Origin of the sequence: Pedobacter cryoconitis (genome assembly GCF_014207135.1) — a bacterium.
Classification (GTDB): Bacteria; Bacteroidota; Bacteroidia; order Sphingobacteriales; family Sphingobacteriaceae; genus Pedobacter; species Pedobacter cryoconitis_D.
In genome coordinates this window covers 273,629-294,728 of sequence record NZ_JACHCC010000006.1, presented here as the reverse complement: position 1 = coordinate 294,728, position 21,100 = coordinate 273,629, and the positions used below count along the sequence as shown (strand labels likewise).

The following is a 21,100-nucleotide window of genomic DNA, read 5'->3' as shown; positions in this document are numbered from 1 at the left end:
TTAATTTGTCCAGGGTGCATCGCCGCTAACGGTGATTCCCATACTGCGTGCTGTACCGGCAACCATACTCATTGCCGACTCGATAGTGAATGCATTTAAATCAGTCATTTTATCTTCAGCAATTGACTTAACCTGATCCCAAGTCACCGAACCAACTTTCTTACGGTTGGGCTCAGCAGAACCACTCGCTAATTTAGTAGCATCCTTTAACTGGATAGCAACCGGAGGGGTTTTGATGATAAATTCGAAAGACTTGTCAGCATAAACAGTAATTACAACAGGTAATACTTTACCAGGCTTATCTTGGGTACGAGCATTAAATTGCTTGCAAAATTCCATGATGTTAACACCTTTAGCACCTAATGCAGGTCCTACTGGTGGTGATGGATTTGCAGCTCCTCCTTTGATTTGTAATTTAACAAGCGCACTGACTTCTTTTGCCATTTTCTGATTTGTTAATTGTAATACTCAATGTTAAAATGTTGGAAGCATGTAACATTTAAGATCTTTATTCTACTCTTTTTCTACTTGCATATAGTTAAGCTCCAGAGGAGTTTTTCTTCCGAAAATCTTAACCATAACTTTCAATTTCTTTTTCTCTTCGTTAACCTCTTCAATAACTCCGGTAAACCCGTTGAAAGGACCGTCCATTACTTTGACGTTCTCGCCAACATAGTAAGCCACATTCATGGTTTCACCTTGCTGACTCATTTCATCTACTTTACCCAGAATACGGTTAACTTCTGCCTGACGCATAGGAACCGGGTTTCCACCTTTATCCCCTAAGAAACCGATAACGCTATTCACATTTTTAATAATGTGTTCTAACTCTCCGTCTAATGTTGCTTCAATCAAAACATAACCAGGATAAAAGTTGCGTTCTTTTGCAATCTTTTTTCCTTCTTTCATCTGGTAGTATTTTTCCATAGGGATCAATACTTGCGGAACAAGATGAGAAAAACCTAAACGACTTATCTCAGAATCAATGTATTGCTTTACCTTCTTCTCTTTTCCGCTTACCGCCCTAACTACATACCATTTTAGCTGATCGTTCATTTAGCTTTATTAATTAGAAAGTGATTTATAAAAAGTATCTAAAACAAAAGTAGATCCTTTATCCATTGCAAAAATAACCACTGCAATAATAAACGAAGCTACCAAAACCAGCACTGCAGAACTTTGCAGTTCTCCCCATGTAGGCCAGGTAACCTTCTGGGTCATTTCCTCGTATGATTCTTTAATAAATTGAACTATGCTAGCCATATCTAAGTTTTTGCACGGGAACAAGGATTCGAACCCTGATCAAAGGTTTTGGAGACCTCTATTCTACCGTTGAACTATTCCCGTGTATAAGAATTAACCTCTGCAGGTTAAAACAAACATTTCATTAGAACAAAGTACTCAGACTCTAACGTCCGAGTACTTTGTCTTATTATTTAATAACTACCCGAAGGTCGTTACAAAATTATTTTACAATTTCAGTTACCTGACCAGCACCTACTGTTCTACCACCTTCACGGATAGCGAAACGAAGTCCTTTTTCCATTGCGATTGCGTTGATCAATTTTACATTGATGGTAACGTTATCACCTGGCATAACCATTTCAGTTCCTTCTTGAAGAGTGATCTCTCCAGTAACGTCTGTGGTACGGAAATAGAATTGCGGACGGTATTTGTTAAAGAATGGAGTGTGACGTCCACCTTCAGCTTTTGATAATACATAGATCTCAGCTTTGAAATCAGTGTGAGGAGTTACAGAACCTGGTTTACAGATAACCATACCACGACGGATATCAGTTTTCTCAATACCACGTAATAATAAACCTACGTTATCACCTGCTTCACCATAATCAAGGATCTTACGGAACATCTCAACACCTGTTACAGTTGATTTAAGATTTTCTGCACCCATACCTAAGATCTCAACTGGATCTCCAGAGTTGATTACACCACGCTCAATACGACCAGTTGCAACAGTACCACGACCAGTGATCGAGAATACATCTTCAACAGGCATTAAGAAAGGAAGTTCAGTCAAACGTGGAGGGATTGGAATGTAGCTATCTACAGCATCCATTAACTCCATGATTTTACCAACCCATTTAGCATCACCGTTTAATCCACCCAAAGCAGAACCTTGAATAACTGGGATTTCATCACCTGGGAAATCATAGAAAGATAATAATTCACGAACTTCCATCTCTACTAATTCTAGTAATTCAGGATCGTCAACCATATCCACTTTATTCATGAAAACCACCAATGAAGGTACACCTACCTGGCGAGCCAATAGAATGTGCTCACGAGTTTGTGGCATAGGACCATCTGTAGCCGCTACAACGATAATAGCACCATCCATTTGCGCCGCACCTGTAACCATGTTTTTCACATAATCCGCGTGACCTGGACAGTCAACGTGAGCATAGTGACGGTTAGCAGTTGAATACTCAACGTGTGCAGTGTTAATAGTGATACCTCTTTCTTTTTCCTCTGGAGCAGAGTCAATCGAATCAAATGAACGCGCCTCAGATAAACCAGCATCAGATAACACTTTAGTGATAGCTGCTGTTAAGGTTGTTTTACCGTGGTCAACGTGACCGATAGTGCCGATGTTTAAGTGCGGCTTGCTGCGGTCAAACTTTTCTTTTGCCATGTTTTTATACTTATTAGTAGGTTAACTTTTATTTTTAATTATTGTTTTGATACAATTCAATACAAAAAACTCTGTTGATTCTGTTTATGAAGACAGATTTAACAAAGCTTTTTTATTTTTATTCCTGAGCCAACGATGGGACTTGAACCCATGACCTCTTCCTTACCAAGGAAGTGCTCTACCGCTGAGCTACGTCGGCTTAATATTCCCTTCACAATCTTCAATACCGGTCCGGCATTAAACTGTGACCATCCTGCCGACTGCTCTTTGAATCAAGAGCGAAAGACGAGGTTCGAACTCGCGACCTATAGCTTGGAAGGCTATCGCTCTACCAACTGAGCTACTTTCGCTTTTACTTATTTTAAAGTGGGGGGAGAAGGATTCGAACCTTCGAAGTCTTGCGACAACAGAGTTACAGTCTGTCCCATTTGGCCACTCTGGTATCCCCCCATTCCTCTAAACCGTCTCATCTACCAGATGCAGGTTTAAAAGAGCCTCCTATCGGGATCGAACCAATGACCTACTGATTACAAGTCAGTTGCTCTACCAGCTGAGCTAAGGAGGCTTATTATTATTTTTTAAACATTCACAGAACAAACCAACTCTTTATGGGTTAACCCCTGTTCCGAATTGGAATGCAAATCTACAAGAATATTTTAAAGTTGCAAAACTATTTTGAAAAAAAAACCAGCAGTTTATTTCCTGCTGGTTTCATATTTAAAATTTACAAAAATAGATCCCTAATAATCAGTGACTTCATCAGCGTTCAATACCGTGTTAAGCTCTGAAACTTTTATTCTATTTTTTTCTTTATGTTTTGTTATTTGCTTTTTCAACGACTCTATCGACAAATCCGTCGCCTCTTCGAAAGACTTGCATTGTTCCTTCGCAAACAATATTCCGCCAGGAACCATCAATTTTATTTCACTTATTTTGTTAGCCTCATCATCTACGTTCTCTAATTTCAAGTAAACTTCACCACTTATGATCTGGTCGTGGAACTGTTCCAGCTTATCAACTTTTTTCTGAATAAACTCTAACAACTTGTGGTCTGCATTGAAATGGATTGATTGAACTGTAATTTTCATGTTGTCCTCCTTTTTTATGCCTTTGGATGGGCTTGTTTATATATTGTTTTTAATCTTTCAATAGAATTGTGCGTATATACCTGGGTAGCCGCTAAACTGGCATGGCCCAGTAATTCTTTAATCGCATTCAGATCTGCTCCCCTGTTCAGCAGACTTGTTGCATAAGAGTGTCTTAATACATGGGGACTCTTTTTATCCTGTGTGGATATATAAGTCAAATAACTTTTTACCAGTTGATAGATAAAGACCGGGTAAACGGCGGCTCCTTTATTAGTAACGAATAAGCTACTCGTTTTGTTATTAAATTTCTGTAACGATTTCAAGTCAATGTAGTCTTTCAGCTGATTGATAAGCTGTTTGGTCACAGGAATAATTCTTTCTTTTTTCCTTTTACCCAAAACTTTCACAGATTCACCATAAAAATCAATATCTGTTTCTTTCAGCCCCAGCAATTCAGCTAAACGCATCCCTGTTCCAAAAAGCATTTCAATGACCATTTTATCCCGGACCGAAGGGAAAGTGTCGTCAAAGAACTCTCCCGAATCGAGCAGGTGATCTAACTTCTCTCCATCTATAAACACAGGCAGACGCTCAGGTGTTTTAGGCGCCCTGATCCTGGACATCGGACTTGTCAGGATAATTTTCTGCCGGTACAGATATTTATAATACCCCCGCAGACTGGACAGTTTTCTACCGATGGAACTGGCCCCTGTCTTATCTTCCATCAGGTGCACGATATAATCTCTTATATGTACGTATTGCGCCTCTTCCGGCCGGAGTTCGTAAGTCTGCTCAACAAATCCGTCAAACTGCATCAGATCCGTTCTGTAGGCTAACACGGTATGCGCAGAATATCGCTTCTCGTGCTGCAGATAGTTTAAGTAGGACTCTACTGTCATTTAGTATAATGGTTACCCCGTAAGGTGAATGTACACAAATAGTCTATAAAAAGAAAGCACCACCGGAAAAATCCGATGGTGCTTTACAATATTTATAACAAATTAAAAGGGACGAATTAAATCTTTCCTTCTAAGTGCATATTTTCTTTATAAATCGCGTGTTTAACTAATGTACGACGAGCTACAGATTTTTTCTCGTATGCCTGACGGCTGCGTAGTTCTCTCAATACACCAGTTTTCTCAAATTTCTTTTTGAAACGTTTAAGGGCTTTATCAAGTGATTCGCCGTCTTTAATATTAATTATGATCATAACGTTAAAATACCTCCTCTCGTTGTTTTGGGATGGCAAAGCTAACACATTATTTATTATAAAACAAGTAAACTATTTTGAATGTGATAATTAGCTTGTACTGGTTGGGTTAAATAGTAGTGCTGGTCGGGATGAGTACATATCCGGCATACCTTGATAGCATGGTGGGTCCATGCTTTTCAACTAGCTAAAATCTATGGACTTGCTATGGAGGAAGATTATGCCAATACTGGTTCAGTCCAAACCAGTACCCGACTACTACCCGACCAGTACCCGAACAATATCGGGCAAAAAAATCCATAGACTTAACAGCTGTGGGTTTTGACAGCAAAAAAAATCCGGTGAACTTTCGCTCACCGGATTGGTCAAAATATATTTGGTTAGAATATGTCTGTTTTGATTTTTAACAGTTTTTTAGATTTAGGCTGTTATTTTATTTATTCATAATCTCTCTCGCGATTACGATTTTCTGTATCTCTGAAGTTCCCTCTCCTATGGTACATAATTTACTGTCACGGTAATACTTCTCTACCGGGAAGTCTTTTGTATAACCATAACCGCCAAAGATCTGTACAGCCTCGGTAGCAGCCCTTACAGCCACCTCAGAAGCAAAGTATTTAGCCATAGCTGACTCTTTCGTCATTTTCAGTCCACGGTTCTTTAAATCTGCCGATTGTCTGATCAGTAACTCTGCAGCTTCGATCTCGGTAGCCATATCTGCCAGTTTAAAACTTATTGCCTGGAAGCTGGAAATAGGCTGTCCGAACTGATGTCTCTCCTGTGCATAGGCCAGCGCAGCTTCATAAGCACCTTTGGCTATCCCTAAAGATAAAGCTGCAATAGAAATCCTTCCACCATCCAGCACTTTCATTGCTTGTTTAAAACCTTCTCCTACATTACCCAACAGATTAGCCACCGGTACACGGCAGTTATCAAAGATCATTTCTGTAGTTTCAGATGCACGCATCCCTAATTTATTCTCTTTCTTTCCAGCTGTAAAACCAGGAGTACCGCGTTCAACAACAATGGCAGAAATACCTTTAGAATCCCCTTTTTCACCAGTACGTACCATTACTACGGCGATATCTCCTGATTTACCATGTGTAATCCAGTTCTTCGCACCATTTAAGATATAATGATCACCGTCCAGTGTGGCCGTAGTCATCATTCTCAGCGCATCAGATCCGGTATTGGCTTCAGTTAAACCCCAGGCACCAATCCATTCCGCTGTAGCTAATTTGGGAAGCCATTTATGTTTTTGTTCTTCTGTTCCAAAAGCAAGAATATGTCCGGTACATAATGAATTATGTGCAGCAACAGACAAACCTATAGATCCGCAAACCTTAGCGACTTCTACAATTACATCTACATACTCCTGATAACCAAATCCCGAACCTCCGTAAACTTCCGGCACCAATACTCCCATCATTCCCAGTTCACCCAATTTCTTAAAAACTTCAACAGGAAAAGTCTGTACTTCATCCCATTCCATTACATGGGGACGAATATTCTTCTCCGCGAAATCCTTAACCATACTTCTGATCATCAGCTGATTTTCTGAAGTGCTAAAATTGAAACCTGTATTTTGTGCTAACGTATCCTGCATGTTTTATATTTGAATACGGCAAGTATAGAGAATATAAGCACAGTACAAGCAGTTGAATATTTGCCTGGTAACAGAACGAAACAGTATTTAGTTCATTTTACAGTACAGGGTAATAACAGGGACGCTAAAACGGTAGCAAAATTATTTCAAATAATTCATGCTCTAATAAGAGGCCAATGCGAAATTATGGTCAGAAAATGTTTTTAACCTGTCTTTTCCATTCAGAAAATCAAGCGCTATAATAAAAGAATAGCCAGCAACAACAGCCCCCATTTTTTCAATCAGTTTAGAAGCAGCAACTACAGTTCCTCCGGTTGCCAGTAAATCATCATGGATCAGCACATGTTGTCCAGGTAAAACAGCATCTTCATGCATTTCCAAAGTAGCACTTCCATATTCCAGGTCATAAGACTGTTGTATAGTTTTATGTGGTAACTTACCCGCTTTACGGATAGGGACAAAAGGCACATTCAACAGATTGGCCAAAGCCATTCCAAACAGAAAACCCCGGCTTTCAATTCCTGCGATCACATCAATTTTAATATCAGCGAGCTGGCTGGCTAATGCGGCAGTAATTTCACCACATAAAACGGCATCTTTTAAAATTGGTGTAATATCCTTAAATACAATACCAGGTTTCGGAAAATCGTTTACATCCCGGACAGTCTGTTTAATTTTTGTTTCAATCATGATTAAAAGAAATATATGGGGCTAACCGCTCTATAGTTTCAACAGATAAGATAGCCACTTTTTTAAGATCTGCAATATTACCATAATTTCCGTGTTGTTTACGAAACTGAATGATCGCATTGATCTGTTTATACTTTAAATAGGGATGATTCTTCAAATCATCAAACATTGCCGTATTGAGGTTAATTCTGACCAGGGCATGATCATCCAGACTGATCTGGTCTCTAATCTCCAGATACTTCAGACTGTCCAGTCCAAATACCTCCATTAACTGCTCCTTTTTGTAAAAACCGCCAAGACGCTGTCTGTATTTAAAAATCCTTCTGGCAAACACGGGACCTACTCCTTTAATCTCCATCAGCTGTAAAGTATCAGCAGTATTGAGCGGTACCAAAACCATTTTCTCCTTCACAGGATAGCTGCCGGAAAAATTCCGCCGCTCCGGTTTCGCTATCTTTTCTATATGAATATAAGGTAACAACCGGTGATACATTTCAGGACTGACCGGATACATCTTTTGCAGATCTTCTTTTTTAGAAAACCGTCCTCCTTTTGCCCGGTATCTGAATAGAACAGCTGCCTGTTTAGCGGAAAAGCCCAGTCGCTGCCATTCTTCCATCCCGATCAGGTTCGGATCAAAATCAAACAGTTCAGATTTTACATCCAGCTTTTTAATCTGGTGAAGCTTTCTTTTCTCCGCAAGGATTAATTGCAATTTCTGAATAGCCGGTCTTTCCATATCCAGACTAGTCTGTTCCGGCTCAAAGAATTCCAGCAGAAAAGGAACCATACTGATTAGCACAAGTAGAAAGATCAGTACCAGTAAGCCATTATACTCCCGTTTCGAAAAGCTGAAATAAGCAGTTATCCATTTACGCATCTTCAGCTAATGTAATCCCGATCATTACAGAAAAACAAATTTTTCCTGCATCCAGCCTCTTCCATCTGACTTATACCATAAACCTTTGAGCGCAGCAAATATTCTACTATATTTATAGACTTTAACTCGTAAACCAATGAATAAAAACTTACTACACACAATTACAGTAGTCATTCTGCTATTTACTACAAATTTAACTTTCGGACAAAACAAAATTCTTGTCTTTCAATCAGATTTCGGTTTAAAAGACGGTGCAGTCTCAGCCATGAAAGGAGTTGCAGTCGGCGTTTCACCTGACCTTAAAATATTTGATGTTACCCATGAGATACCCGCCTACAACATTTGGGAAGCTGCCTACCGCCTGGTACAGACAGTTCCTTATTATCCAACTGGAACAGTATTCGTTTCTGTAGTAGATCCAGGAGTAGGAACTTCAAGGAAATCTGTCGTGCTGAAAACCAAAACCGGGCAATTTATCGTCACCCCCGACAATGGTACACTTACCCTGGTTGCCGAAGCTTTAGGTATTGAAGAAGTCAGACAGATTGATGAGGTGCTGAACAGAAGAAAAAATTCTGAGAAGTCCTACACCTTTCATGGCCGTGACGTGTATGCCTATACAGGGGCAAGGCTGGCATCCGGAGCCATCACTTTTTCTCAGGTTGGTAAAGAACTGCCCAAAGAAGTTGTAACGATCCCTTATCAGAATGCAGTGCTGGAAAATGGAAAATTAAAAGGGAACATTTCCATACTTGATATCCAGTACGGAAATGTCTGGACTAATATCAATGGTGACCTGGTTAAACAACTGGGAGCCGGATATGGTGATCAGCTTCACCTGGTTATTCTTCATCATGGGAAAAAAGTATATGAAGGCGATGCCCCATACAGCCAGACTTTTGGCGCGGTACCAGTAGGCCAACCATTAAGTTATCTGAACAGTCTATTACAATTATCCTTTGCCTTAAACCAGGAGAGTTTTGCTGCAGTACACAAAATTGGAAGTGGAAGTGAATGGAGCGTAGAAGTCACACTTAAGAAAACCAGGTAATGAATAAACGAATTACGCTTTTACTCCTATGTTTATTTATTTCAGGAATCGCCTTGGCACAGAACAGGGTGATTACCGGCCATATTTATGATCAGCAAGGTCATCCCCTGGCAGGTGCTACAATCATTATATCACCGTCGGGTAAATCGACAACGAGTAATGGACAGGGCACATTTAAAATAACAATAGCCGAAAACGATCATATACTGGGTGCCAACTATATAGGATATGAAGTCTATAAAGAGAAATTATCAGCCGGCAGCAATTATAACATCAGTTTAATTCCTTCTTCTGCTAACCTCGAAGAGGTTGTCCTGGTAGGAACCAGGAGCTCCGGAAGAACAAGATTAAATACAGTAGCGCCTGTAGATGTATTTAATCTCCCAAAATTACAGCTGATGGCCCCACAGACTGATCTGAATCAATTGCTCCAGTACGCTTCTCCCTCATTCAATTCCAACCGGCAGTCTTCTTCGGATGGCAGTGAACATATAGACCCGGCGAGTATACGCGGATTAGGCCCTGATCAGCTTCTGGTATTAATTAACGGCAAAAGAAGACACACCACGTCACTGGTCAATAATCAGGGTACTGTAGGAAACGGATCTGTGGGTACAGATATGAATGCTATTCCTGCATCGGCAATTGAACGTATCGAAATACTACGTGATGGCGCTTCTACACAATATGGATCTGACGCGATTGCCGGCGTAGTCAATATAGTACTGAAACAGAATACCAATAAGCTCCTGGCCTCTGCAACTGGTGGGATTACCTCCCGCGGAGATGGAGAAACAGCACAGCTGGATTTGAATTATGGTACTTCATTAGGAAAAAACGGAGGTTACCTGAACCTGACAGCCGCAGGTTTATACAGAGGCAAAACTACCCGTGCCCAGAATAATGACCTCATCATCTTTGATCAGTCTGCCCTGGGTAATTATTTCTCCTATGCGTCTGCAGCTAATCCGACTGCCTCCCGTCAGTATGATGATGCCCAACTAAAAGCTAAGGGGCTGACCAGAGATGATTTCAATTTTCAGATCGGCGATGCCAAAATCAGAAACTTGTCTTCCTTTTTCAATCTTGGCCTCCCTTTTAACAATGGAAAAACTGAGTTTTATGCCTTCGGCGGATATAGCTACCGGGCTGGAGAAGGTTTTGGTTTCCGCCGGCTTCCCAGTGATCCTACAGTAAATGTTTATAGCATTTTCCCAAACGGATATCAGCCTAATACCACTTCACAGATTCAGGACCGTTCAATAGCACTAGGGCTAAAACAGACGCTGGGGAACTGGAAAATGGATCTGAGTAATGTACTTGGTGACAACAGGTTTGATTATGCTGTAAACAATACAGTGAATGCATCACTCCAGGCTGCCTCACCAACCAGCTTTAAAGCCGGCGGACATGAATTCCTGCAAAACACATCTAATCTTGATTTCAGCCGGAAACTGGATGTAGCTTCGGGATTAAACCTCGCTTTCGGTGCTGAGTTTAAAATTGATGATTATCAGATCCGTGCCGGAGAAGAAGCATCCTGGAAAAACTATGCACTGGTCAGCAATCCCGATGGTACAGTCTCCAATCCTTCGGGCCTGGCCGGAGGTTCGCAATCTTTTAATGGTTTCTCCCCGGTAAACGCTATTCATAAAAGCAGGAATAATACCGGTATTTATGCAGATGCAGAACTCGATGTTACTTCAAAATGGTTAATTAACGGAGCGACCCGTTTTGAGCATTACAGTGATTTTGGTTCTTCCCTAACCGGTAAATTTGCCACGCGGTACAAAGTGGTCAAAGGCTTTAATCTCCGCGGGGCTGTCAGTAATGGCTTCAGGGCACCTTCGCTGCATCAGCAATTTTTCAGTGCCGTAAGTACAGATATTCTACCGGACAACACATTGGGTCAGTCAGGCTTTTTCACCAACAACAGTCCTGTAGCCAAGGCATTGGGAATTCCCAAACTTAAACAGGAAACCTCTATGAATTACAGTGTTGGTTTTACAACACAGCCATCAGGTGATTTTAACATTTCAGTGGATGGTTACCTGACCAATATCAAAAACAGAATTGTGCTGACCGGCAGTTTTGGTTATGATGCTTTTGGTGACCCGGTACCGGCAATTCAACAGATCATTAACCCGTTCGGAGTAACTTCCGCCCGCTTTTTCAGCAACGCTGTGGACACCCGGACCATGGGGGTTGATATTGTTGCTGATTATAATTTCAAAACCGGCACCCATCTCTTTAATGTATCACTGGGTTTTAATTACAACAGTAATAAAATTACGGATAATCTTCATATTCCGGATCAGTTAAAAGGGCAGGAAGATATCTTCTTCTCCCCCAATGACAGAACCTTGATTACCAAAGGGACACCAGCTGTAAAAACAAACCTGGCACTGAACTATAGCTATAAAAAATTCAGTATATTGTTACGTAATGTATATTTTGGAAAAGTGGACAGGAACAGTTTTCCCTTTGGCGAGGAACAAATCCATAGTGGTAAGATTGTGACTGACTTATCACTGGCCTATACACTGAAACCAGTAACCTTCACCCTAGGCGCCAATAATCTGTTTGATATCTTCCCGGATAAACAGATTTATGCTAACAGCTATTTTGGTGTATTCAAATATGCTTCAGTACAAATGGGTACACTTGGTGCCTATTATTTTCTGCGTGCAACCTTAGATCTGCCCCGTTTTAAATAATATTTGATCCACAATCTTCAGGGTTGGCTGTATAGTCGACCCTTTTTATCGTGCGGGCCATCAAATTAAAAATATAAATCTTATTTTTGAGATCGATTCAATCCCCCCTTTTAAAAATACATATGAAGATCATAACAACCAAAGAATTTGCTAAGGCCACTAAAATTGATAAACTCGGTGTTCCTGGGCTGGCAGATCTGTTGATGGAGGTCATGAAATTGAATGATATCAATAAGGTTTTCTCTCAAAATCAACACTTCAATGGTTTAGAGTTTGTAGATAAAATACTGGAAACAATTGGGGTATCTATTGATTTTGATGAAGATGATCTGAAGAACATTCCAAAGACCGGTGGTTTCATCGCCATAGCCAATCATCCTTATGGCGGCGTCGAAGGCCTGGCCCTGGTCAAGCTTTTATGTACTGTCCGTCCTGAAGCTAAAGTAATGGTTAATTTTATTCTTCAGAAGATCCCTAACCTGAACGAATTCTTTGTCGCTGTCAATCCTTTTGAAAATGTACAGCACTCTTCGAGCATCAGCGGATTAAAAGCAACCTTCGATCTTTTACAAAACGGGATTCCTATAGGGATCTTCCCCGCAGGAGAGGTCTCTACCTTTAGCCTGGACAAACAGGAAATCACAGACCGCATCTGGCATCCGGTAGTCGGAAAATTAATAGCCCGCGCAAAGGTGCCCGTAGTCCCTATTTATTTCCATGGAAATAATGGTGTACTGTTTAATATTCTTAGTTTCATCCACCCTACCCTGCGCACGGCAAAACTCCCTTCGGAGTTTCTGAATAAACAAGGGTTAAAAATCAAGGTCAGAATAGGGAAACCCATTCATATAGAAGACATCTCTTACCGGAATAACACGAATAAATTATTGGATTTTCTTCGTGCCCGTACTTATGCGCTGGGTACCAGTATTGAACAGGAAAGAAAACTTTTCAATCCGATCAATATTTTCAAAATCAAGAAAACACCGGAACCGATTATTGAAGAAACTTCAAGGGCAAGTATTGTTGAAGAAATTGAACAGCTGGAAACGTACCGTGTCTGGATGGAAAAAAACTATGAGGTTTATATTACTCCTTCAGCCAATATTCCAAATGTCCTGAGAGAAATAGGTCGTCTGAGAGAAATTACATTCAGAGAAGTCGGCGAAGGTTCCAATAAAAAAATAGACCTGGATAATTATGATATCTATTATCATCACTTATTTATATGGGATACAGAACAACAGAATATCGTTGGTGCCTACCGGATTGGTAAAGGTGATGAGATCCTGAATACTTTAGGAAAAAGAGGTTTCTACCTTTCTGAACTGTTTAAAATAAAAGAACCTTTTTATCCTGTATTACGTCAGGGTATTGAACTGGGACGCTCATGGATCCGTAAAGAATACCAGCAAAAAGCTTTACCCCTGTTCCTGTTATGGAAAGGTATTTTAAAATATTTACTGGATAACCCGCAGTACCGTTATATGTTTGGCCCGGTAAGTATCAGTAATAACTTCTCCAAGTTCTCCAAATCACTGATTGTTGATTTCATTACCAAGAATCACTTTGATTATGAGTTGGGACAATATGTAAGACCAAGAAATAAATTTAAAGCTGATTTATCAGCTATTGATAAAGACCTGTTGATCGAAAGCAGCGATTCACTGAAAGATCTTGATGTATTGATTTCAGACATTGAAAACACACATATTAAAATCCCTGTGCTCTTAAGACAATATCTGAATCTGAACGCGAAAATTATCTGTTTTAATATAGACCCTAAGTTTTCAGATTGCCTGGATGGGTTCCTGGTTGTGGATATGCAGAGTATTCCACCAGAGATGCTTGAAAAGATTGGCAAGAACTTCTAAAATACAAATAGCCCGGACATCCACCCGGGCTATTTTGTTATCAACTAAACCTAAACTTGATAAATACTAACCAAATATTTATAGCGCAAATATAGAGGCCATATGTTAAGTCAGGATTAAGTATTGGTTATCTGTGTTAAACATTTCTATACATTAATAACACATCATCGAACGATTGATTCGGCCAGCAAAAACTGGAGTTCTGCTCCATTCAAACTACGTGATGCAATTTTTCCATCAGGAGTAATCAGCACTGATTCTGGTGTTCCCTGTATCCCGTAAAGTTTAGCTACATCCACAAGGCCAGCCTTCATCCCGGCAACCTGAGTCCAGGGAAGCTTGTTTTCCTGCAGGTTTTTTAACCAGTTACTTTTACGTTTGATATCATCGGTACAGATTCCTATAATCACCAGGTTTTTGTCTTTATAAGTATCATACGCTTTACGTATCCAGTAGTTTTCAACTTTGATCAGGTCATTCCCCAAAGCCCAGAAGTATAGCAGAATATATTTGCCACGATAGGAAGATAAACTTACCGGTTTACCATCTTGATCGTATTGTACAAAATCGGGTGCGGTCATCCCTTTAGATCCGGGACGGGCTCTTTTTAACCGTCCGGCGATATGCTGTCCTTCAGGGGTATTCCGTAAACCAGCAGCCATAGAATTATAGGCAGCTTGTGTTCTGAGTACATCAGTAATGTATGCATTCCGGGTAATCTCAGTCAAAGCATAAAGACTGAAATAAGAATCCGGATGCAGAGCAACAAATTTTAACTGCTGTTCAAAATGCGCAAGCAAATATTGATAGTGTTTAACATCAATCTCCCTGGAAGATGCCGCCGAATTACGCAGATATTTTGGAATAGCATACCGCAAGCTCATAAAAGTGGTATCGGTCTCTCCCAGAACGAATCTGGTATAAGCCTGGTATTCGTCATTCCATCTGGAGCCACTAACCTTTCCATGTTTGATGGAGTCTACGGCAGATACAGTCAAAGCTGTATTTTCTAAAAAGAACCTCAGCTGATTGATGTGATCATCTTCCCAGAGATCCTGGATCGTAGTGCCCATTGTATTCACATAGATCATGGCTATACCTGGCTTTTTCACGCTCCCGCTAAATTGATAAACACCGGATTCGGTCATGACCGAATCGATGCTTTCATTAGATTTACCACCGTCATAACATAAGAATACTTTAGCCGGCTGGCTCAGGTTATTCAGTTTACCTGTAATCGTGAAGCCTTTCTGCTGGGCAAAAGCAGAACTGAAAACTGCAAAAAAAATGAACAAACCAACAAGTAGCTTTTCTCTGTATAACCGCATCTGTCAAAATAAAATGGATGAATCTTCAATATTGGGCTAATATAAGAATTTAGCGGACGCCCATATAGCAAAAAGGCCCCACCTGAATCAGATGGAGCCTTTTGATATGACGCTCTTTAAAAGAGCTGGTATGGATTAGAAACTGTATCTCAGACCAAACTGCATTTGGAAACGTGATGCGAAGAAGTCTTTTGAATAAGTACTTGTATTAGCCTGGCTAAAAGTATAAGTCGGGTAAGTTGTTGGTGTACCCGCTGTTACTGTTTTTAACCCTACACTTGCCATTGAGTTGTAAGTATTTGGAGAGAAATACTGAACTCCCCAGTTTTTGTTCAGCAAGTTAGTTAAGTTAATGATGTCATAAGTAAAGGTTAAAGTATGCTTATGTTTACCACTTTCTACGATTCTGATATCCTGAGCGAAACGGAAGTCCAGCTGTGTATTCCAAGGAGTACGTGCAGCATTTCTTTCTGTAAATTCACCTCTTCTTGTTTTAAGATATTTATCACCATCAATGAATGAATCAAAAGCTGCTGCCTGTTGAGCTGCTGTCTGTCCACCTGCGATATCTTTAAAGAAGTTAACAGTTTCGCCAGCTTTAGGAATGTACACTAAACTTACAGTCTGACCCGTTCCGTCGATCGTTGAGTTCAGGAATCCATAAGAGTAAGGAGATCCTGATTGTGCACTATAGAATAGGGAGAAATTAGACACGTATTTGTTAGCTCTGTCCCAGTTAATTCTGTAGTTAACTGTAGACACGATACGATTACGGATATCAAAGTTTGAAGTAGCTAACTGAGGATTGTTAGGGCTTAAAGCCTGGTTCAACTGCCAGTTAGATTCCATTGAGTTTCTGATACCGTTGGTCACATCTTTAGACTGTCCGTAAGTATAAGCTGCCATTACATCTAAACCAAAAGGGAAAGATTTTGAAATCTGACCAGTTACACTGTAACGGTAACCTTTGCTTGTATTAGATAACAAATAAGCATTCGTGTATAAAGGGTTGATTTTAGCACCTGAATAGATTGGTTGCTGATGCTGTGTATCATAAACCATATAAGTAGGATTATCTACATAATTGATCTGCTGGAATTTCAGGTCATTAATAACTTTAGTGTAAATTCCCTCTAAAGTAAATTTCCACTGGTTTTCAGTTTTATAATCTAAAGCTAAACTGCTTCTCCATGTTTTTGGCATTTTGAAGTTGTTGTCGATTAAATCCACCTGAGTTGCACCAGCTGCGTTATTCACATTTATACCTTGTTTAGTCACGAAACCAGCTTCACCATTTCCTGTTAAGGCATCTTTAATCGGATCGCTTCCCGGAGCAAATGGCACGCCACCTTTTTTAGCCGGCTGGTTATCATAAGCACCATAAGTTACACCATTGTTGTAATAAGCGTAACCTAACCAGGCAAAAGGAACTCTACCTGTAAATAATCCGCTACCACCACGCAAAATCAGGCTCTGATCACCTAACATATCAAAGTTAAAACCTACCCTTGGAGAGATTTGTACCTGACCGAAGAAACTATTTTTAATCTGACTTGGCTGCGTATAAGTATAAGTAGTTCCGTAATTAGGATCCACTGGAGAACCAGTAGTTTTTGAACTTAATGGTTGTTTGTTTGGCATATCAGATAAGTCAAATCTCAAACCATAAGTCAGTTTGAAACGGTCAGTTACCTGCCATTGATCTTCTCCGTAAACACTGTACATATTTAATTTAAACTGTGCGGGAGGGTTAGCCATAATGTTATCCCTTGAATTGTCAGCATAGTTATAGTTCGTACGGACACGGCTCGGGTTACCCGCTAAGAAATCTGCAACGCTACCATAAGCTACACGACCATTCCATGAGTTCACAAAACCATAAGTGATATTGTATAACTCATTGTGTGTACCGAAAGTAAATGTGTGTCTTCCTTTAGTTAAAGTAAAGTTATCTGTGAATTCAAATGTTTTTTGTTTCATATTGAAGATACTTGCCTCACGGTCAGTACCTAAGAAAATAGTTCCACCATTAGCACCGCTAATCTCAATCTGAGGTAAAGCAGGATTGGAAGTAGGAGTTCTGTAATCATGGATATTGGAGTAACCAACTACTAAACTGTTTGAAGCGTCGTTGTTGATTCTGCTTTTTAATTCAGCAACGGTAGAACTCTGATTATTCTTTTGTACATAATCAATACCACCGAACCTGAAGTTCGACTGGTCACGCTCTAAGTTAGTCGCTTCAGAAGTAATCGTGTTATTACGGATACTCAATTGATTTTTATCATTGATATTCCAGTCTAAACGATTAAAGAATTTATTTGATTTAGAGTAGATATTATAGTTACCATAAGCACCTGCATCTACACCATATTTGTTTTTCATCAGATCTGAGATCGCCTGTGCCTGTGCTAAAGTAAGAACAGTCATATCAGGAGAACCTGCGCCTAAGATCACAGGATCCTGACGACGGGTAATCTCTTCGTTAGTGAAGAAGAATAATTTATTTTTAATGATTGGAAGACCTACTCTGAAACCAGTCTGATAATCATGGAAAGACGAAGGCTCTTTAGATCCGTCACCTGTTTTATTTCTTCCGATCAGACTTGCATTACGACCGTAACCATAAACAGATCCGGATACATCATTTGTACCAGAACGGGTTACTGCGTTTACACTACCTCCGGTAAAGTTACCAACTTTCACATCGTAAGGAGCCAATAATACCTGAACATCCTGGATAGCATCCATAGACACAGGACTTGTTCTTGTACTGCTTCCTGGCATGCCAGAACTTCCGCTCTGTCCACCTAATGAAGGACTAAAACCAATTGCATCATTATTAATTGCACCATCAATAGTTACGTTATTATATCTGAAGTTGGTACCCATAAATGAGTTATCCTTGCTACCCTGAGGAGTTGCACGGGTTAAATCTGGTAAACTTCTGTTTACTGAAGGCATATCTTTGATCTGCTGCTCACCAATCTGTGTGCTTGAACCAATTTTAGTACCACCTCTTTTACCTTTTACGGTAACCTCACTCAGTTGCTGACCTTCATCTAACATTGTGAAGTCCATACGCTGATCAACACCTAAACCAAGGTCTCTGATTTCTTTTTCCTGTTTGTTGTAACCAACATAAGTAACTGTTACTTTGTAAGGTCCTCCAGGATTTAAGTTAGTCAAACGAAAATATCCGTCCGGTCCTGTAACAGCACCATATTTCGTTCCGGTTGGAACATGGATGATTAAAACGCTAGCTCCGGGAATAGTTATTCCCTTTGCATCTTTAATTCTACCATTGACACTGGATGTCGTTACCTGGGCAGTTGCTCCTAACCCCAGAAAAAGGAGCATCGTAAGCAATACACAGGAGAGATTAATTGTTAGAAATTTTTTCATTTTTCTTGCTGCTATTTTTTTTTGTAAAACTAGGGCAGCAATATGACCTTAATATTAATTTCACATGAACGAACCCATGAGTTAATATTAAATCACTGATAAATTAAAACGAGATTAAAATTTGGTAAAAAACAGCTGTTAAAACAATAAGAACTACGTATTAGCTGTTTCAGAATATTTCGCATGTGCCATAATACGCCTTAAAATAGTGTTTCGGCAATATTAAGCTTATGTTAAGCGGACCCAAATCACACATAAATTAAAAAAAGAAGGCCATAGAACTCCCTGCCCCTGACCTTCTTTTTTAAATTTATGCGATAATAACAATCGTACGGCTCCGGCTAAATGCTGAGAGCTAATATTTTATACCCACTTTAAGACAGATGAAATGCAGCAGCCAGATCGGCCCGATTAACAGAAACTTAACATCCTGTAAAAATGAAGGCTTTTTTCCTTCGATCTTATGTCCGATGAATTGTCCGATCCAGGAGAGCACAAAAATCAAGCTACAAACCAGCCAGAGTGCAGGCCCGCCTGCAAGTGACCATTTCTCTATCTGTACAATAAAAAAGGCTGCTACAAAGATCAACAGGATCATCATATAGGAAAGTACCGGTGAAAGACGGTAATAATAATATCCGGAGAAGGCTATAACAAAGGAAGCCCAGTTCACAAATCCATTATACTTACCCAGGAACCCGAGATAAGGAAAGGGGATCGACCAGATTAATCCCAATAGACTAAATACGATCAATGGTACACAGATCCAGTGAATCAGTTCATTAGACGGATTCTGATGACTTTCTGCATACGTATCAAAAAGAATATCCACTTCTTTCTGGGGTTCTGCTTTTCCCTGCCGGGCGACCTGCTTCTTCATTCTATAAAAATAAAAAAAAGCGATAGAATAATCTATCGCTTCATTAATAATATTTTTTCTTTACTTATTTCGCAAAGGCAACAGAACGTGTTTCTCTGATTACAGTAACTTTGATCTGTCCAGGATAAGTCATTTCCGTTTGAATACGGTTTGAGATATCAGCTGCAAGTAATTCAGCCTGCTGATCCGTTACTCTTTCACTCTCTACAACAACCCTTAATTCCCTACCTGCCTGGATAGCGAATGTTTTCTCTACACCAGGATAAGAAAGAGCCAGTTCTTCCAGTTCTTTTAAACGTTTGATATAACTTTCCACAACCTCACGTCTTGCACCAGGACGGGCACCTGAGATCGCATCACATGCCTGGATGATCGGTGAGATCATCGAAGTCATTTCAATTTCATCATGGTGGGCTCCGATAGCATTACAGATTTCAGGATGTTCCTTATACTTTTCTGCCAGCTGCATACCCAGGATAGCGTGTGGTAACTCAGGATTATCATCAGGAACCTTTCCTATATCATGCAGTAATCCTGCGCGTTTTGCCATTTTAGCATTTAAGCCTAATTCTGCAGCCATTGTCGCACAGAAATTCGCTACCTCACGTGAGTGATGTAATAAGTTCTGTCCGTAAGATGAACGGTAACGCATACGTCCGACCATTCTGATCAGCTCGGGATGAAGACCGTGTATACCTAAATCGATCACGGTACGTTCACCGATCTCCACAATTTCATCTTCAATCTGTTTCTTGGTTTTTGCAACCACCTCTTCAATACGTGCAGGGTGGATACGTCCGTCAGTCACCAGACGGTGTAAAGCCAGACGTGCGATCTCTCTTCTTACCGGATCAAATCCAGAAAGGATAATTGCTTCAGGTGTATCATCGACAATGATCTCGATACCTGTAGCAGCTTCAAGCGCACGGATATTTCTTCCTTCACGTCCGATTACACGACCTTTGATCTCATCACTTTCAATATGAAAGATAGATACTGTATTTTCAATAGCTGCTTCCACAGCAGTACGCTGTATGGTCTGGATCACAACTTTTTTAGCTTCTTTAGTTGCAGTCAGTTTCGCCTCATCTACGATATCCTTCACCTGGATCATCGCCTGTGTTCTGGCTTCCTGTTTCATGTTTTCAACCAGCTGGTTTTTGGCTTCTTCAGCACTTAATCCTGCAATGGTCTCTAATTGTTTTACATGCTGGTTTTTCAACAGGTCAACTTCTTCTTGTTTTTTAACTGCTATCTCAGTTTGCTTATCCAGATTTTTCTTACTGTTGTCCAGTTCCTGTTCCTTACGGTTCATGTTCTCCAAACGCTGGTTCACAGATTGTTCTTTCTGTTTAATAGCGTTTTCACGTTGGTTCACCTGGTTATTTTTCGCATTTACTTCCTGTTCATGCTCAGTTTTTAACTGTAAAAATTTCTCTTTCGCTTCCAGCAGCCTGTCTTTCTTTAAGATCTCAGCATTACTTTCAGCTTCCTTTAAAATTTTCTTCACTTTTGTCTGTGCGGCGATCTCCTGTGATTTCAACAGGTTGCGCAGCAAATATCTGCCCACCAGTATACCAACGATCAGGCTGGCAAGTACATATCCAATTATTGCTATTATTTCCATCTTAATTTATATATAAAAACATGCATAAACATCTTATGATGCTCATGCAGGTCTCTTATTACCCTATTTAATTTAAACCTAAAAAAAAACC

The 21,100-nt window shown here is 40.1% G+C and carries 17 protein-coding genes and 5 tRNA genes; 3 read left to right on the top strand and 19 right to left on the bottom strand.

Annotation, left to right across the window (positions count from 1 at the left end; translation table 11 throughout):
- The 15 genes from rplK to HDF25_RS13005 all read right to left on the bottom strand — a co-directional run bounded on the left by rplK (position 1) and on the right by HDF25_RS13005 (position 8,127).
- Positions 1-444, bottom strand: a complete 444-nt coding sequence (rplK, locus tag HDF25_RS13075) for a 50S ribosomal protein L11 (protein WP_037443979.1) — start codon at positions 442-444, stop codon at positions 1-3.
- A gap of 69 nt (positions 445-513) precedes the next feature.
- The gene (gene nusG, locus HDF25_RS13070; protein WP_041878241.1) at positions 514-1,056 is read right to left on the bottom strand and encodes a transcription termination/antitermination protein NusG; all 543 of its coding nucleotides are present in this window, start codon (positions 1,054-1,056) and stop codon (positions 514-516) included.
- Positions 1,057-1,065: 9 nt separating this feature from the next.
- A complete protein-coding gene (secE, locus tag HDF25_RS13065; protein WP_183881480.1) occupies positions 1,066-1,263 on the bottom strand; it encodes a preprotein translocase subunit SecE in 198 nt (65 codons plus the stop codon).
- Positions 1,264-1,276: 13 nt separating this feature from the next.
- A tRNA-Trp gene (locus HDF25_RS13060) sits at positions 1,277-1,347 on the bottom strand.
- Between the two features lie 118 nt (positions 1,348-1,465).
- Complete coding sequence (gene tuf / locus HDF25_RS13055) at positions 1,466-2,653, bottom strand: elongation factor Tu (RefSeq protein WP_184625354.1); 1,188 nt, start codon at positions 2,651-2,653, stop codon at positions 1,466-1,468.
- Between the two features lie 127 nt (positions 2,654-2,780).
- Positions 2,781-2,852: transfer RNA gene (locus HDF25_RS13050), tRNA-Thr, on the bottom strand.
- 78 nt (positions 2,853-2,930) lie between these two features.
- Positions 2,931-3,003, bottom strand: a tRNA-Gly gene (locus tag HDF25_RS13045).
- Between the two features lie 17 nt (positions 3,004-3,020).
- Positions 3,021-3,103: transfer RNA gene (locus HDF25_RS13040), tRNA-Tyr, on the bottom strand.
- Between the two features lie 42 nt (positions 3,104-3,145).
- Positions 3,146-3,218 (bottom strand) — tRNA-Thr (locus HDF25_RS13035).
- Between the two features lie 175 nt (positions 3,219-3,393).
- Positions 3,394-3,741 carry a ribosome hibernation-promoting factor, HPF/YfiA family gene (gene hpf / locus HDF25_RS13030; protein ID WP_184625352.1) on the bottom strand — a complete coding sequence of 116 codons (348 nt, stop codon included), beginning with the start codon at positions 3,739-3,741 and terminating at the stop codon, positions 3,394-3,396.
- 14 nt (positions 3,742-3,755) lie between these two features.
- Entirely contained in the window at positions 3,756-4,640 is an 885-nt protein-coding gene (locus tag HDF25_RS13025; protein ID WP_184625350.1) for a tyrosine-type recombinase/integrase, read from the bottom strand.
- A 116-nt stretch (positions 4,641-4,756) separates the two neighbouring features.
- Complete coding sequence (gene rpsU / locus HDF25_RS13020; protein ID WP_041878250.1) at positions 4,757-4,951, bottom strand: 30S ribosomal protein S21; 195 nt, start codon at positions 4,949-4,951, stop codon at positions 4,757-4,759.
- Between the two features lie 433 nt (positions 4,952-5,384).
- A complete protein-coding gene (locus HDF25_RS13015; protein ID WP_184625348.1) occupies positions 5,385-6,557 on the bottom strand; it encodes an acyl-CoA dehydrogenase family protein in 1,173 nt (390 codons plus the stop codon).
- Positions 6,558-6,719: 162 nt separating this feature from the next.
- Positions 6,720-7,247, bottom strand: a complete 528-nt coding sequence (locus HDF25_RS13010) for an adenine phosphoribosyltransferase (RefSeq protein ID WP_184625346.1) — start codon at positions 7,245-7,247, stop codon at positions 6,720-6,722.
- A complete protein-coding gene (locus HDF25_RS13005) occupies positions 7,240-8,127 on the bottom strand; it encodes a ComEA family DNA-binding protein (RefSeq protein WP_184625344.1) in 888 nt (295 codons plus the stop codon). The genes HDF25_RS13010 and HDF25_RS13005 overlap by 8 nt, the downstream gene beginning before the upstream one ends.
- A 136-nt stretch (positions 8,128-8,263) precedes the next feature.
- On the opposite strand from HDF25_RS13005, the gene HDF25_RS13000 reads away from it, so the two are divergent.
- From HDF25_RS13000 to HDF25_RS12990, 3 genes are all read left to right on the top strand, one after another.
- The gene (locus HDF25_RS13000; RefSeq protein ID WP_184625342.1) at positions 8,264-9,178 is read left to right on the top strand and encodes an S-adenosyl-l-methionine hydroxide adenosyltransferase family protein; all 915 of its coding nucleotides are present in this window, start codon (positions 8,264-8,266) and stop codon (positions 9,176-9,178) included.
- Positions 9,178-11,895: a TonB-dependent receptor gene (locus HDF25_RS12995; RefSeq protein ID WP_184625340.1), complete on the top strand. Its 2,718-nt coding sequence runs from the start codon at positions 9,178-9,180 to the stop codon at positions 11,893-11,895. The genes HDF25_RS13000 and HDF25_RS12995 overlap by 1 nt, the downstream gene beginning before the upstream one ends.
- A 122-nt stretch (positions 11,896-12,017) precedes the next feature.
- Positions 12,018-13,769, top strand: coding sequence for a lysophospholipid acyltransferase family protein (locus HDF25_RS12990; protein ID WP_184625338.1), 1,752 nt, complete (start codon positions 12,018-12,020; stop codon positions 13,767-13,769).
- Between the two features lie 164 nt (positions 13,770-13,933).
- On the opposite strand, the gene HDF25_RS12985 is transcribed toward HDF25_RS12990, so the two are convergent.
- From HDF25_RS12985 to rny, 4 genes are all read right to left on the bottom strand, one after another.
- On the bottom strand, positions 13,934-15,097 hold the full coding sequence (locus tag HDF25_RS12985) for a TlpA disulfide reductase family protein (protein WP_184625336.1): 1,164 nt from the start codon (positions 15,095-15,097) through the stop codon (positions 13,934-13,936).
- A 135-nt stretch (positions 15,098-15,232) separates the two neighbouring features.
- Positions 15,233-18,502, bottom strand: a complete 3,270-nt coding sequence (locus tag HDF25_RS12980) for a TonB-dependent receptor (RefSeq protein WP_184625334.1) — start codon at positions 18,500-18,502, stop codon at positions 15,233-15,235.
- A 355-nt stretch (positions 18,503-18,857) separates the two neighbouring features.
- Positions 18,858-19,382, bottom strand: a complete 525-nt coding sequence (locus HDF25_RS12975; RefSeq protein WP_184625331.1) for a DUF962 domain-containing protein — start codon at positions 19,380-19,382, stop codon at positions 18,858-18,860.
- Between the two features lie 64 nt (positions 19,383-19,446).
- Positions 19,447-21,009 carry a ribonuclease Y gene (gene rny / locus HDF25_RS12970; RefSeq protein WP_184625329.1) on the bottom strand — a complete coding sequence of 521 codons (1,563 nt, stop codon included), beginning with the start codon at positions 21,007-21,009 and terminating at the stop codon, positions 19,447-19,449.
- Positions 21,010-21,100: the final 91 nt, after the last annotated feature.

What these genes read in the sequence shown, in the direction of transcription:
- rplK (WP_037443979.1), bottom strand. Translation starts at nt 444, where the DNA reads ATGGCAAAAGAAGTCAGTGCGCTTGTTAAATTACAAATCAAAGGAGGA.
- nusG (WP_041878241.1), bottom strand. Translation starts at nt 1,056, where the DNA reads ATGAACGATCAGCTAAAATGGTATGTAGTTAGGGCGGTAAGCGGAAAA.
- secE (WP_183881480.1), bottom strand. Translation starts at nt 1,263, where the DNA reads ATGGCTAGCATAGTTCAATTTATTAAAGAATCATACGAGGAAATGACC.
- tuf (WP_184625354.1), bottom strand. Translation starts at nt 2,653, where the DNA reads ATGGCAAAAGAAAAGTTTGACCGCAGCAAGCCGCACTTAAACATCGGC.
- hpf (WP_184625352.1), bottom strand. Translation starts at nt 3,741, where the DNA reads ATGAAAATTACAGTTCAATCAATCCATTTCAATGCAGACCACAAGTTG.
- HDF25_RS13025 (WP_184625350.1), bottom strand. Translation starts at nt 4,640, where the DNA reads ATGACAGTAGAGTCCTACTTAAACTATCTGCAGCACGAGAAGCGATAT.
- rpsU (WP_041878250.1), bottom strand. Translation starts at nt 4,951, where the DNA reads ATGATCATAATTAATATTAAAGACGGCGAATCACTTGATAAAGCCCTT.
- HDF25_RS13015 (WP_184625348.1), bottom strand. Translation starts at nt 6,557, where the DNA reads ATGCAGGATACGTTAGCACAAAATACAGGTTTCAATTTTAGCACTTCA.
- HDF25_RS13010 (WP_184625346.1), bottom strand. Translation starts at nt 7,247, where the DNA reads ATGATTGAAACAAAAATTAAACAGACTGTCCGGGATGTAAACGATTTT.
- HDF25_RS13005 (WP_184625344.1), bottom strand. Translation starts at nt 8,127, where the DNA reads ATGCGTAAATGGATAACTGCTTATTTCAGCTTTTCGAAACGGGAGTAT.
- HDF25_RS13000 (WP_184625342.1), top strand. Translation starts at nt 8,264, where the DNA reads ATGAATAAAAACTTACTACACACAATTACAGTAGTCATTCTGCTATTT.
- HDF25_RS12995 (WP_184625340.1), top strand. Translation starts at nt 9,178, where the DNA reads ATGAATAAACGAATTACGCTTTTACTCCTATGTTTATTTATTTCAGGA.
- HDF25_RS12990 (WP_184625338.1), top strand. Translation starts at nt 12,018, where the DNA reads ATGAAGATCATAACAACCAAAGAATTTGCTAAGGCCACTAAAATTGAT.
- HDF25_RS12985 (WP_184625336.1), bottom strand. Translation starts at nt 15,097, where the DNA reads ATGCGGTTATACAGAGAAAAGCTACTTGTTGGTTTGTTCATTTTTTTT.
- HDF25_RS12980 (WP_184625334.1), bottom strand. Translation starts at nt 18,502, where the DNA reads ATGAAAAAATTTCTAACAATTAATCTCTCCTGTGTATTGCTTACGATG.
- HDF25_RS12975 (WP_184625331.1), bottom strand. Translation starts at nt 19,382, where the DNA reads ATGAAGAAGCAGGTCGCCCGGCAGGGAAAAGCAGAACCCCAGAAAGAA.
- rny (WP_184625329.1), bottom strand. Translation starts at nt 21,009, where the DNA reads ATGGAAATAATAGCAATAATTGGATATGTACTTGCCAGCCTGATCGTT.